This is a genomic window from Lujinxingia sediminis (assembly GCF_004005565.1).
GTDB classification, from domain to species: Bacteria; Myxococcota_A; Bradymonadia; order Bradymonadales; family Bradymonadaceae; genus Lujinxingia; species Lujinxingia sediminis.
Genome location: NZ_SADD01000001.1, coordinates 278,480 through 291,542, shown reverse-complemented (window position 1 = coordinate 291,542; position 13,063 = coordinate 278,480). Strand labels below are relative to the sequence as shown.

The window sequence follows — 13,063 nt, the reverse complement described above, 5'->3', positions numbered from 1 at the left end:
TCAGGCATTGGACACCGAAGCGCCTTACTCAGCGGCGGCTTCTTCAGCGCCTTCTTCAGCCGGAGCGGCTTCTTCAGCCGGAGCGGCTTCTTCGGCCGGAGCGGCTTCTTCGGCCGGAGCGGCTTCTTCAGCCGGAGCGGCTTCTTCAGCCGGAGCAGCTTCTTCGGCCGGAGCGGCTTCTTCAGCCGGAGCAGGCTCTTCACAGGCGGTGAAAGCGAACATAGCGATGAACATCAGGGCAACAAGACGGAACATGTGCGACCTCTTCTTTCGATTCTTTTACGACTCTGCGATCTCGTCTTCACAGCACCTGCTGTAAAAACGCCTACATTTCGGGAATAAGCTGAATGACGCAAGCTGTCAAGAAAACCTCCCGCACTACTTCAACCCCGTAGTTTGAGCGCGCCGACACCGGTCTCGGCGATGTACCGGGCTTAATAAGGGGTCCTCGTTGAATCGGGGCTTCTCACGCCACAATGAGCATCGCCAAGATCACACGCGACGTGCATACTGCATCTGCGACTCTGGTGAGCCGCTCAGCGACCTCTTTTCAGGGAATCAAGCCGTGATCATCGGCAACTACAGAATCGGCCGCGTTCTGGCGCGCGGGGGCATGGCGACGGTCTACCGTGGAGTCTATCGCCCCACCGGGATGCCCGTGGCGATCAAGGTGCTCAGCGAGGAGAGCGCGCGTGATGAGGTGCTCGTCTACCGCATGCACCAGGAGGCCCGCATTCAAAACATGCTCGGCCGGCAGCATCCGGGCATCGTGACCTGCTATGAGCCGCTGGTGGTCAAAGATCGGCCAGCCATGGTGCTGGAATTTGTCCCCGGTCGCGCCATCGCCGACATCCTCGATGAAGAGGTTGAGGTCGTCGATCCGCTGATGGCGATCGACATCGCCATTCAGGCCCTTGACGCCCTGGCCTACGCCCACCATCACGGGGTGGTTCATCGCGACATCAAGAGCGAAAACATCATGGTCACCCCCGAGGGGCGCGTAAAAATCGCCGACTTCGGGGTGGCGCGCGCCGAAGTCGGCAGTAAGAACGCGCGGGTCACCGAGAGCCGCGACCTGGTGGGCACGATGGTCTACATGGCCCCCGAACAGCTCACCAGCCCGCGCACCGTCGACCACCGCGCCGACCTCTACAGCCTGGGCGTGACGCTCTACGAGATGATCACCGGCGAGGTCCCCTTCGATGGAGAGGAAGGCTACCCGCTGATGAAGCGTATCGAGCAGGAGCAGCCAGCCGACCCGCGGACCCTGCGCGAGGATCTTCCGGAGTGTCTGGTCGAGGTGGTGATGCGTTCGCTCTTTAAAGAGCCCGACGAACGCTATTACTCAGCCGGCGAAATGGAGGCCGCGCTGAGCCGCTGCCGGGTGGCCATCCAGCGTGAGCGCGCCGAAGACGCGAGCCCTGCCGCTGCCAGCCGCTCGCGCGGCGGTGATCCGCGCTGCTTTGAGCCCACCGAGCCCTCACCGCTTCCCGAGCCCCGGGCCTTTGGGTACCTCGAGGATCTCTCCGGAAGGCTTGTGCCCGGGCGCATCCTTCTGCGCCGCGCCGGGCTGAAGATCGGCCGGCATCCGGGGCGCTGCGATATCGTGATCCCGGATGACGCGGTGGCTCCAGAGCACGTGATGATCCTGCCGCTGGAGATTGGCGAAGTCCTGCTCATCGATCTTCTCAGCGCCACCGGCACACATGTCGACGAGCGCGAGATCGCCCGCCACGTGCTGCGCAACGATGAGGTCTTTACCCTGGCCGGGCGCTGGCCCTTTCGCTTTCGGGTCAACATGCGCAGCTGATTCATCGAGCGGCCAGGTTTCAGGTTGTAGCGCCGGGAGGATGCGCGGTTGTCGCCCCCGGCCGCCGCCATTATACTCAGACGACTTGCGCTGGAGATCAGGCGCCTGTTGAGCTTCACATGGATCGGCTTTAGGCCGAGTGTTCAGGAGAAAGACCGTGGCGAATCAAAAGTGGGCCAGCGACGACGACGCCGGCGATCTGCTCGCAGGAATTCTGGATGAAACGGCCACCGAGGCCGAGCTTGAGCAGCAACGCATCGCCGCCGAGATCGCCGCGCGCGAAGAAGAAGAGCGCCGCCGCAAAGAGGAAGAAGACGCTCGCCGGCGTGCCGAGGCCGAAGCCCGGCTCTCGGCCGAGAAGAGTCGTCTGGAAGAAGTTGAGAAGCGCCGCACCCAGAAGATCGAAGCGCTGCGTATCGAAGATCTCAAAGAGAGCGGACAGTGGGAGCCGCCCGAAGAGTTCAAGCACGAAGCGCCTCCCGAGGCCGCCGCGCAACCACCGGTCGCACAGGCTGCACGCCCCGAACAGGCTGCTCCTGCTCAGGCCGCTCAGCCCGAGCAGGCCGCCCCGGCCAAGTCCAACTCGACGCAGGTCATGGTGCTCGCTGCGCTGGTCGTCGCGGTGATCGGTGCCGGTGTCGTAGCCTTTTTGCTGATGCCTGCCGGATACCAGGTCGACAACACCACCTACCCCAAGGCCGTCTACAGCCCCTCGGAGACCCAGGTCAGTGTGGTGGAACTCAGTTTTAACCCGATCCCGGAAGCCGAGCCGGAGCCCGAACCTGAGCCCGCCGCGCGCCGAAGCTCGTCGCGTCGTAGCTCCGCATCGAGCTCATCCTCGACGAGTCGCTCGCGTCCGGCTCGCTCCACCACCAAGAAGACCGAGAAGAAGAAAAAGATCGACATCGATCTGGACTTCGATCCCTTCGGTGGTGGCTTCTAACCTGGCGAGTTGATGGCGACAGACCCCGCCAACCAGGCACCGCTCTCAGCGCCCGTCGAGCTGCAAAACCGGCATCGGCGGGCGCTGACGCGTTTGTATGAGAGCCGTCTGGAGGCCAACCTCTTCCAGCTCTGCTGGCTGGAGGGGCACGGGGTTGAGGCGCACTCTCGCGGTCAGTTTTCCTTCTGGGGGCTCTTTGATGAGGCGCGAGAGCTGCAGGCGGCCGCCCTCAACCTGGCCGGGCGCCTCGTGATGGTGGAGGCTCATGACCCGACCCTCTGTGGCGAGTTCGGAGCGTTCTTCCTTCGCCGGGGCACGCTCTTTCAGCACATCGTCTCGCGACGGGCCTGCGCTGAGTCCTTCTGGAGCACTTACACCGCCGAGCAGAGCGTGCGAGCGCGCCTGATTCAGCAGCAGCAACTCTATGAGCTCACCCCCTCAAATCTCATGAGTCGGGGCGAGCCATCGGGACTGCGGCGGGCTCGTCAGGAGGAGCTCGAAGCGATCTTTCTGGCCAGCGCGCGCATGCACCGGGAGGAAACGCTCGAAGATCCTCTGGAGCGCGATGCCGAGGGATTTCGTCGCCATGTGCGTTACCGTATCGAAAACGGACGCACCTACAGCTGGTTCGACGAACGGCGCCTGCTCTTTAAGGCCGATATCTCCACACGCGGCTCTCAGGGGGCGCAGATCTCGGGTGTGTACACCGACCCCTTGCATCGCAACCAGGGCATCGCCACGCGGGCGATGCGCGACCTCTGCGCCCTGCTCTTCGCTCAGGGACTTCCCCGCATTACGCTCTACGTCAATGAGACCAACGAGGCGGCAAGTCGCGTCTATCGGCGCGTCGGCTTTAGCTTTCGCGAGCCCTATCAGACGGTTTTCATTGCAGATTGAAGCGCGCGAGCAGGCCCGCTAGGGTGTGCCGCGACGCGCTGTTCTCTCTCAGGAAGTAAGCTCTATGACGATCGAACCCCTCGACATCTCCACCGAACTCGAGCTCGCCAGACCGACACCGGAGCGCTGGCGCGCGCGGGTCACGCGGCTGATCACCTTTGGCGTGGTGGGCTTGAGCGGAGTCGGGGTCAATCTGGCGGTGTTCAAGCTCTTCTTCCATCTGGTCGTTCCCACCACCCTGAGCGACGACCTGCGCTTTGTGCTGGCGAACCTGGCCGGGGTGATCGTGAGCATCTTCACAAACTTTTTGCTCAACGACCGCTTCACCTGGGGCGACCGCGTCAAAGGCGATCGTCGCGACTGGTACCGCCGGCTTACTCGCTACTACGTGGCAGCCTCAGGCGCAGGGGCCGTGCAGATGGTCACCGCCTGGGCCAGCCTGCCCCTGTGGGTGATGCTGGGCTGGCAAGTCGCCGGCTACAAGCTCGCGCCGACGCTGGGCGTTCTCACCGGCATCGGGTGCGGCATGGCCCTGAACTTTTTAGCCAGCCACTTCTGGGCGTTTCGCGACGCAGACACGCCGAGCTGACACCATGACGCCGTACCAAAACCTTGTACACGATGCCGCCATGATGGTGCTTCTTCTAGCTCTGTTCTGCGGGCTTGCGGCCTGCGCATCATCGGGTGAGGAGCGCGGAACACGGGAGCAGACCCGCGCCGGAGAGACGCTGATCGGGCGACCTCCTCCCGCCGATGGCGACCCCTTCCTGCGCGCGGCCTTGCCGCCGGATGCCCGGCCTGCAGAAGCGAGCGGGCGCATTGAGCGCGCCGACCCGCGTACCCCGGCCTGCTTCTCCTGCGTCAAGCTCTGCCTGCCCGGCGACGTCACTCCCGAGTGCAGCGACTCCCCCGAAGATCTGATCTGCGGCTGGGGAGCGCACCCCGACGATATCGCGGCCAGGGAGCGCGCGCGGGCCCAGTGCGAGGCCACGCTCGACCTGGCGCGACGCGATAAGGGCTACCCCATCGAGGGCCAGTGCCCCCCGGCCACCTGCTGGTAATGGTGCGGCCTCCCGCCCCTGGCGAGCGCTGACACGCCCCCGATTTCACTGCACAGCCGGCGTATTATGAATACGTTGCTGAAGCTCGCGTCCAAACCGACAGCTGACATGCGAGTTAACCGCAACCTCTCAACCGTGAGCTGTGCCATGAAGCACTCCCCCTTGCGACTCTCCATCTTCGCCATCACACTCATTGCCGCATGGTCCTTCGCCGGGGGTAGTTTCACGCTGCCGGAGGCCAGCGCTCAATCCAACGCCCGCAGCGCACCGTCAACTGAGCGACGGACCAGGCGCACCACCACCACAACAACAACACGCTCCGAGCGGCGAGTGCGCAACGTGCGTTCCAACCCCAATGCGCGTCACGAACGCCATGACCGTCATGGGCGCGACCATCGCTACCACGGCGACAGGCATCGCCGTCATCAGGGGAGGGGCCATGGCCACCGTCATGATTATCGACCGCCCCATCACGTGCGGCATCATGACCATCACTACCGCACCCGCTATGAGACGTACCGTGGTCCGCGCCGCTCGCGCGTGCACCGCCGTTACCATCACTACCCGCGCCCGGTGGTCGAACATCATCACCACCACACCGAGGTTGTGATCGTGGAGGTCGACCGCTTTACAAACACCGAGCTCAGCTGCCCGGCCCGCACCCATCGCGTCGCCACCCGGGATGAGCAGTACTGCGCCACCTCGCGCGGCACCCGTCATGGCCCGTATATGCGCGTGCACCCCAACGGGCAGATTGCCGAGGAGGGTGAGTACCTCAACGGCGCGCGCGTCGGCCTGTGGACCGAGTGGCATACCAACGGTGAGCCCTCCTGTGAGGGTGAGTATGACGAGGGCTCGCGCGTGGGTGCCTGGATCCGATGGACCCGCAACGGCCTGGAGGCAAGCGTCGTAAGCTATTGATTTCAAACGAACTTCAGACACAAAGAAGGCCGGGCATCCTCGCCCGGCCTTTTTTTATTCTGAATGGCTCAAAGTCCGCGCCCCTTATCCGAGCTCGGCACTGAGTTCTTGAAGGGTCTGGCGGTACTCCCCTTCGAGGCGGTTCACCAGCTCGGCGACAGTGGGTACGTCGGCGATGGCGCTGACGCCGTGACCGGCCGACCAGACCGTCTTCCAGGCTTTGGCCTCCTCGTTCACCGTGAGCTTTTTGCCAAAATCAACGGCAGCCGGATCCCGCAACGTCGCAAGATCGTAGCCATTGGCCTCCAGACTCTGCTGCATAAAACTCGCCGGAACCCCGCTGACCGCCGGGGTGTGTACGATGTCTTCAGCGCGGGCATCACAGATCATCTGCTTGTATTCGGGCTGAGCGTTGCTCTCCCGGGTGGCGATGAAGCGAGTGCCCATGTAGGCCAGGTCGGCCCCCATGGCGCGAGCCGCGGCCACGTCACTGCCGCTGGAGATCGCACCGGCGAGCAGGATCGTACCTTTGAAGAAACTGCGAATCTCGGCCATCAGCGCAAAGGGATTAAGGGTGCCGGCGTGGCCGCCAGCGCCGCCCGCCACCAGGATCACACCGTCGACGCCAGCCTCAGCGGCCTTCTCGGCATGGCGACGGTTGGTGATATCGTGGAAGACCACCCCACCGTAGCTGTGCACCGCGTCAACCACGTCGCTGACCGCGCCGAGCGAGGTGATGACCAGCGGCACCTTATGTTTGACCACGACCTCAAGGTCGGCCTGCAGACGCGGGTTGGAGCGATGCACAATGAGGTTCACGCCAAAATGACCGCAGGGGGACTCGGGGTTGGCTTCGCGGAACGCGTTGAGTTCGTCGGTGATCTTCACCACCCACTGCTCAAAGCCCTCGGTGGTGCGCTGGTTAAGCGCGGGGAAGGTGCCGGTGATACCGGCCTTGCAGATGGCAATCGTGAGCTCATCGCCGGAGACCAGAAACATAGGCGCGGCGACGATGGGCAGTCGGTTGTTCTTGAAAATCGCGGGGAGGGTCATAACTACAACTCCGAGGCGGTACGCGAGATGTGAAAAAAGAAAGGGTAGAACGCAACGAGGGCGGCTTACAAAGCCGCCCTCGCACGTGTTTCATTCCAACATCAGACCAGGAGCAACAGCGGGTTCTCCAGATTGCGACGAAGCTCATTGAGGAACTCCGCGCCGGTGGCCCCGTCGACCACGCGATGGTCGCAGGCCAGGGTGAGCTTCATGCGCGTGCCCACTGCAAGCTCTCCATCCACGACGACCGGAACCTGCTTGACCGCACCGCAGGCAAGGATCGCGGCGTCCGGCGGGTTGATGACCGCCATGAACTCGTCGATGTCGTACATGCCGAGGTTGCTGATCGAGAAGGTATGCGCGCTGTACTCCTCGGGCTTGAGCTTCTTGTCGCGGGCGCGACCGGCAAGCTCGCGCACCTCGCGGGCGATGGCACCGAGCGCCTTCTGATCGGCGTTACGCACCGTGGGGGTGATCAACCCGTCTTCGATAGCGACGGCCACTCCGATGTTGACCTCATCGAAGGCATAGAGCGAGTCGCCGGCAAAGCCGGTGTTCATCGCCGGGTATTTCGCCAGCGCGGCTGCAGCGGCCTTCACGATCAGATCGTTGACCGAGACCTTGTAGCCAGCCTCGGCCGCGGCCAGCTGAGCGTTGATGTCTTTGCGCACCTTCATGGCCGCGGCCATGTCGATGCCCATCGTCAGGTAGAAATGCGGGGTACTCTGCCAGACCTCGACCAGGCGTTTGGCAATGGTCTTGCGCATCTGGCTCAGCGACTTCTGCTCGCCGGGTACTTCACTGAGGCCGGCCGCAGCATGAAGCTCGGCCGAGGGCGCGGCAGCTGCGGCGCGCGGAGCTTTGGCCGGGGCCGCTTTGGCCGACTCAATGTCGCGCTTGATGATACGCCCGCCGGGGCCGCTGCCTTCGATGGTGGAAAGATCGAGGCCTTTATCTTCGGCCATCTTGCGCGCAAGCGGGCTGGCCTTGATGCGGCGGCCGTCGTCGTTGCCTGCGTCTTCGGCAACCTCCATCGAGGCGCTTTCTTTTTCTTCGGGAGCGGCTTCGGCCTTCTCGGGCGCGGCCTGCTCAGACTTCGCTTTGGCTGCGGGCTTGCCCCCACCACCGAGCTCCGAGAGCAGCCCGGAGATATCTTCGCCCTCCTTGCCGATAATCACCAGAGGATCGCCCACGCGCACCGTCTGCCCCGGCTCAGCCAGAAGTTTGAGCACGGTGCCCGCATAAAACGACTCCATTTCCATGGTCGCCTTGTCGGTCTCCACCTCCGCCAGGATATCGCCCTCGGCGACGCTATCACCCTCGGCTTTGGTCCACTCCGCCAGAGTGCCCTCTTCCATCGTGGGGCTAAGCGCCAACATCTCCATAACTTCTGCCATCGGTGCCTCGATATGCTTTAGCTAACCATTGATCGTTGTCGGGTCGCCCACGCCCTGCCGGCCGGAGGAGGCCGGCAGGGCTCAACCTTCAGCGGTAACAGGCCTTCTTGACAGCCTCGGCGATTTTCTCAGCCGAGGGCAAGGAGAGCGGCTCCAGGTTGTAGGCGTAAGGCATGGGGATGTCGCGCTGGTGTACGCGACCAACCGGCGCGTCGAGCCAGTCGAAGAGCTCGCGGCCGATCCACTCGGCCACCGACGCGCCCACCGACGCCATCGGCCAGGCTTCCTCGACCACAATGACGCGGTTGGTCTTCTTAACCGACTCGGCGATCATCTCTTTGTCGAAGGGGCGCACGGTTCGCAGATCGATGACCTCGACATCAATACCCTGCTCGGCGGCGATCTCGGCGGCCTGCAACGACCAGTGCACCGCCCGGCTCCAGGTCACGATGGTGCAGTCGGCCCCTTCGCGCTTGATATCGCCCTTGCCCACGGGGATGAGGTACTCCTCGTCGGGAACCTCCCCGTTCATGCCGTACATGACCTCGGACTCGATGAAGATCACAGGGTCCGGATCGCGGATGGCCGTCTTGAGCATCCCTTTGGCGTCGTAGGGCGTCGAGGGCATCATCACTTTGAGCCCGGGGATGTGAGCGTACTGCTGCTCCAGCGACTGGGAGTGCTGGCTGGCCAGCGAGCCGCCAGCCCCGGCGGCCCCCCGCATCACCAGCGGACAGCTGAGCTGACCGTTGGACATGTAGCGCAGCTTAGCAGCGTGGTTGACGATCTGGTCGAGCGCCAGGATGGCGAAGTTAAAGGTCATCATCTCAATGACCGGCTTCAACCCGCCCATCGCCGCACCTACGCCGATGCCGGCAAAGCCCAGCTCCACAATCGGGGTGTCGACCACCCGGCGAGGCCCGAACTTATCGAGCAAGCCCTTACTGACTTTGTAGGCGCCATTGTAGTTGGCGACCTCTTCGCCCATCAAAAAGACCGACTCGTCGCGTTCCATCTCTTCGGCGAGTGCTTCGTTGAGGGCGTCTCTGAATGCAATTTCACGCATGACGTCGTCCTTATTCAATGTCCCAGGGCCACTCAACGTACACGTCTTCGGTCAGCACCGAGGGGTCCGGGAAGTCGGACTCATCCGCAAAGGCCATCGCGTCTTTGCTGATCTGGGTGACCTCCTCGTCGATCGCGCCAACCTTGTCTTCGGTGAGGATGCCTTCGCTGACCATCCAGCCGCTCATGCGAGCGATGGGATCGCGCAGGTCCTGCTCCTCCTCAACCTCCTCTTTGGTGCGGTAGGGGGCCGGGTCGGTCATCGAGTGACCACGGTAGCGGTAGGTGAGCACGTCAAGCCAGGTGGGGCGGCCCTCTTCGACGGCGCGTTTACGGGCGCGCTTAATAGCATCGTAGACCGCGAAGATGTCCTGCCCGTCGACGGTCTCGCCGACGATGTTGTAGGGCTCGGACTTTTTGGCCAAATCGGTGACCGCGGCCACACGCTCAATGGAGGTTCCCATGGCGTAGCGGTTATTCTCGACGATGGTGATCAGCGGCAGATCCCACAGCGACGCCATGTTCAGCGTCTCGTGGACGATGCCCTGGTGAACCGCGCCGTCTCCCAGAAAACACAGACACGCGGCATCTTCATCGCGGTACTTCTGGGAGAAGGCTACGCCTCCGGCCAGCGCGATCTGGCCGCCGACGATGCCCCAGCCGCCCAGAAAGCCTTTCTCGGCGTCGAAGAGGTGCATCGAGCCCCCCTTGCCGCCGGTGCAACCGGTGGCCTTGCCGAAGAGCTCGGCCATCACGGCGTTGGGCTCCATGCCTCGGGCCAACGCGTGACCGTGTTCGCGGTAGTGGCTGACGATCTTGTCAGCGTCGGTCAGCGCAGCCATCGCACCTACCCCAACGGCCTCCTGGCCGATGTAGAGGTGGCAGAAGCCTTTGATCTTGCGGCGCTGGTAGGCGCGACCGGCGTATTCCTCGAAACGACGCAAGAGGAGCATATCGCGCAACATCGCCACAAGGCGCTCATCACCGAGCTCCTCGCGAACCTGCGCGGCAAGCTCAACATTGAGCGCCTCCACCTGAGGGGCAGCCTGCTGGCTGGCCTCATCATCTTTTGCTTTCGTCTGTGCCATGATTCGTCCAGGTAAAAGTCGACCCGTGCCGATGCCCGCAAAAAGTTGGGTATCGACGTCTTGAGGTTCAATGGCAGTGCGTCAGGCCCGCACCAGAAGATGGCGAGCCCGGAGTGTGGCTGGGGGGCGAGTGCCCGGCCAGATCAATAGTGCCCTGCCTGCGCGGCGTCAAGAAGGGGGCAGGCTTCGATCGCCTGCCCGCGGCGCGCTGTGCTAGGCTGCGCGCGGTCTTTCACCTTTTTGTCCGGAGTGTCCTGAGATGTCCCGCGATCGACGCCGTCACCGGCGACCTGTTCCTCCCGATGAAGCCACCTCCGGCCGTGACGACACGCCGGCCGGGGGCGTTGAGGCGTGGGCCGACTCTGACACGGCCAGACACGATGCGACGTCGGCCCAGATCTATGAGAATGAGCTGGAGCGGGCCTGGGCTGAGGCTCCGCCTTCGATGCAGGGCATCGCTCCAGAGCTGATGCGGGCCCGGCGTGGCGCGGGTGAGCAGGCGCCGCCGGCGGAGCCGGCGGCGTTGCATCCCTGGCTGATGGTGTTCGGCGCGCTGATGGGCGGTCCGGTGGTTGCCGGGGTGCTCGCGCTCTTCAGTGATGGCCGCGCGCCAAAGGCGCGCGATCTCGTCGCGATACTCGCCCTGAGCGCGGCGGGCTGGCTGGGCATGCAAGGGATTTTTGCGTTTGGCCCAGAGCGATTTGGCCCGCGCACCGTCGTACTCGCCGGCCAGGGAGTGCTGGTAACCCAGGGTGTACTCCTGCTGCTCTTATACCTGGGGCCGATGCAGGGGCGCCGCGGAAGCGATCCACACACCCTGCGACAGTCGCTGGTCGTCGTCATCGGACTGACGGCGCTCTACTGGCTCGGGCGCGACGCTGCCTGGCTGGAGTGGCTGGGGCGCTGACGCGCCCCACTCTTCTCTCAATCCTCTTCGCCAATCGGCAGCACAAAGACCGGACAGCGCGCACGTCGCATCGTGCGCTCCGCGCTGTTCCCCAGAAAGAAACGCGACCAGCCACGGCGACCTCGCGTGCCCATCGCGATAAGATCAGCCTTCACGTTGGCGGCGTAATCAACCAGCGCCCGATCCGGTGCGTCGACGATGACCTGAACCTCATCGACGACATCTTCGGCGCCCTCATTGACAATCAGCTCTTTGATCTGCGCCTGACGCTCCGCCCGAAGTTCGGGAAGACGCGAGGCCGGCTCATTGAGCGACATCGCAAGACCGGTGACCTCCGGTACGATCAGGGCATGAACCACATGCACACCGGCGTCTTGTTCGCGGGCGAGCGTCGCGGCACGGCGCAGCACCGCGCCGCTCACCGGCGATAGATCCAGTCCGACCACAATCGTTTTGAACGCACCGTTGGCCGTCTCCGGCGGTGCCAGAAGCACCGGGACCTCGCTCTGACGCACGAGACTGTTGGCGACGCTCCCTAAAAAGATCTCACGCAGGCGGCTGGCTCCACGCGTCCCGACGACCACCATCGCGGAGGCCTCTTTCTCAGCCAGATCCAGGATGACCTCCACGGGCGACCCCATACCCACTTCGAACCGCACCAACTTGGGGCGAAGCGCCGGATCGACGCTCTCCTCAAAGAAGGTCTCCAGGCGTGTGGCCGCCTGCTCGCCGGCAGACTTTTCGATCTCGTCGGGGGCTTCGACCAGCACACGCCAGGCCTGATCGTCGGCGGCCAGATCCACAGCGTGGGTCAACAGGAGGCTGCGGCCGGTGCGGCGCGCCAGGTCAGCGGCCAGACGGATGGCGGCCTGGGAGTTGGTTGAAAAGTCGGTGGCGCAGAGCACAGTCATTGAAGTCCCCACTTCTAAAGTTCAATTCATTCGGAGGCCCCTTCACGGCGGGGTATGGCCGGCAGAGAGTACACACGGGCGTCCCCGGGCAAAGTCTCCGCATACAATTGTTACCCATTTGAAACGCAAGGAGGCCGTCGATAAAACCGACGACCTCCAAAACGTTCTCAGACCTCAGGACACCCTCTCACTCGAAGACGCCGAGCTTCGACTCCACCGCATCATCGCCATAGGCCTGCAGCACCATGCGTTGATAGACCTTGTCGTCGTTGTCACGGTGCTCGGTGGCCACAAGTCCCCCGGGCACATCCTGGTCGGTAACCCACCAGGTGAAGCTGGTGACGCCCTGCGTCCCATCCATCTCGTAGCGCTCGGTGGCGAAGCTGCCTGCCGGCGTCTCCAGGGTTTCCTCGCCCTTGAGCAAACCTTCCATGCTCTCGTCGGTGAGTTGTCCCTGGGAGTAGACGACCCAGCGCTCGGCGTCCTCTTCGTGCACCGGCACTTCCCGGGCTTCCTCCTCACCGGGGTACTTCGCACGCACCCGACGCACATAGCGCTTGCCGTCTTCGCTGATCTCGAAGAGCGCTTCCATAATCAGCTCGACCTCTTCGTCGTTGGACTTATCAGTGGCGCGCGACTCAATGCGCCACCACTCTTTGCCATCTTCTTCAACGCGCAGAAAGGCTTTGACGATCTCCTGGCCGAAGTCGGAGCCTTCGACGCTCCAGGAGGTGTACTCGCCAGGCTGATACTCGGCGAACTCCATATTGTAGCCGCCCTGGTAGAAGAGCATCTGCATCAGACCGACAGTGTACTGGCGCATCAACGCGGGGGTCAGGTCTTTGAGCAACGCCCCGGCCACGCGGTTTCCGATCTCCTCGCCAATGCGCTGCTCGGTGGTCGCCATGGCGTTACCCATGATGCTCCCGGCGATCTGGTTGGTGCTGCACCCGACCAGGCTCAGGCCCATGACCCCTGCTGCGACTTTTGCCTTCCAATGCGACTTCATA

General features: G+C 63.6%; 14 protein-coding genes. 7 read left to right on the top strand and 7 right to left on the bottom strand.

Annotated elements, in window-relative coordinates; translation table 11 throughout:
- Positions 1–24: 24 nt before the first annotated feature.
- Complete coding sequence (locus tag EA187_RS01185; protein WP_127778909.1) at positions 25–255, bottom strand: hypothetical protein; 231 nt, start codon at positions 253–255, stop codon at positions 25–27.
- Positions 256–565: 310 nt separating this feature from the next.
- On the opposite strand from EA187_RS01185, the gene EA187_RS01180 reads away from it, so the two are divergent.
- The 6 genes from EA187_RS01180 (at position 566) to EA187_RS01155 (ending at position 5,632) form a co-directional block, all read left to right on the top strand.
- Positions 566–1,810, top strand: a complete 1,245-nt coding sequence (locus tag EA187_RS01180) for a serine/threonine protein kinase (protein WP_127778908.1) — start codon at positions 566–568, stop codon at positions 1,808–1,810.
- Between the two features lie 157 nt (positions 1,811–1,967).
- Positions 1,968–2,753: a hypothetical protein gene (locus EA187_RS01175; RefSeq protein ID WP_127778907.1), complete on the top strand. Its 786-nt coding sequence runs from the start codon at positions 1,968–1,970 to the stop codon at positions 2,751–2,753.
- A 12-nt stretch (positions 2,754–2,765) separates the two neighbouring features.
- Positions 2,766–3,650, top strand: coding sequence for a GNAT family N-acetyltransferase (locus tag EA187_RS01170; RefSeq protein ID WP_115603321.1), 885 nt, complete (start codon positions 2,766–2,768; stop codon positions 3,648–3,650).
- 64 nt (positions 3,651–3,714) lie between these two features.
- Positions 3,715–4,239: a GtrA family protein gene (locus EA187_RS01165; RefSeq protein WP_115603322.1), complete on the top strand. Its 525-nt coding sequence runs from the start codon at positions 3,715–3,717 to the stop codon at positions 4,237–4,239.
- A gap of 4 nt (positions 4,240–4,243) precedes the next feature.
- The gene (locus tag EA187_RS01160; protein WP_115603323.1) at positions 4,244–4,711 is read left to right on the top strand and encodes a hypothetical protein; all 468 of its coding nucleotides are present in this window, start codon (positions 4,244–4,246) and stop codon (positions 4,709–4,711) included.
- A 147-nt stretch (positions 4,712–4,858) separates the two neighbouring features.
- A complete protein-coding gene (locus EA187_RS01155) occupies positions 4,859–5,632 on the top strand; it encodes a toxin-antitoxin system YwqK family antitoxin (RefSeq protein WP_127778906.1) in 774 nt (257 codons plus the stop codon).
- 84 nt (positions 5,633–5,716) lie between these two features.
- Here EA187_RS01155 and EA187_RS01150 read toward each other — a convergent pair whose 3' ends face one another.
- The 4 genes from EA187_RS01150 to pdhA all read right to left on the bottom strand — a co-directional run bounded on the left by EA187_RS01150 (position 5,717) and on the right by pdhA (position 10,235).
- Complete coding sequence (locus EA187_RS01150; RefSeq protein ID WP_127778905.1) at positions 5,717–6,685, bottom strand: NAD(P)H-dependent flavin oxidoreductase; 969 nt, start codon at positions 6,683–6,685, stop codon at positions 5,717–5,719.
- A 101-nt stretch (positions 6,686–6,786) separates the two neighbouring features.
- Positions 6,787–8,082 (bottom strand): pyruvate dehydrogenase complex dihydrolipoamide acetyltransferase, encoded by a 1,296-nt coding sequence (locus EA187_RS01145; RefSeq protein WP_127778904.1) that lies wholly within the window; start codon positions 8,080–8,082, stop codon positions 6,787–6,789.
- An 88-nt stretch (positions 8,083–8,170) separates the two neighbouring features.
- A complete protein-coding gene (locus EA187_RS01140) occupies positions 8,171–9,148 on the bottom strand; it encodes a pyruvate dehydrogenase complex E1 component subunit beta (RefSeq protein ID WP_127778903.1) in 978 nt (325 codons plus the stop codon).
- Between the two features lie 10 nt (positions 9,149–9,158).
- Entirely contained in the window at positions 9,159–10,235 is a 1,077-nt protein-coding gene (pdhA, locus tag EA187_RS01135) for a pyruvate dehydrogenase (acetyl-transferring) E1 component subunit alpha (RefSeq protein ID WP_206524148.1), read from the bottom strand.
- A gap of 259 nt (positions 10,236–10,494) precedes the next feature.
- On the opposite strand from pdhA, the gene EA187_RS01130 reads away from it, so the two are divergent.
- Complete coding sequence (locus EA187_RS01130) at positions 10,495–11,142, top strand: hypothetical protein (RefSeq protein WP_127778902.1); 648 nt, start codon at positions 10,495–10,497, stop codon at positions 11,140–11,142.
- A 17-nt stretch (positions 11,143–11,159) separates the two neighbouring features.
- Here the strand turns inward: EA187_RS01130 and EA187_RS01125 are convergent, their stop codons facing one another.
- Both EA187_RS01125 and EA187_RS01120 read right to left on the bottom strand, forming a co-directional pair.
- A complete protein-coding gene (locus EA187_RS01125) occupies positions 11,160–12,053 on the bottom strand; it encodes a universal stress protein (RefSeq protein ID WP_115603330.1) in 894 nt (297 codons plus the stop codon).
- A gap of 187 nt (positions 12,054–12,240) precedes the next feature.
- Positions 12,241–13,062 (bottom strand): hypothetical protein, encoded by an 822-nt coding sequence (locus EA187_RS01120; protein WP_127778901.1) that lies wholly within the window; start codon positions 13,060–13,062, stop codon positions 12,241–12,243.
- Position 13,063: the final 1 nt, after the last annotated feature.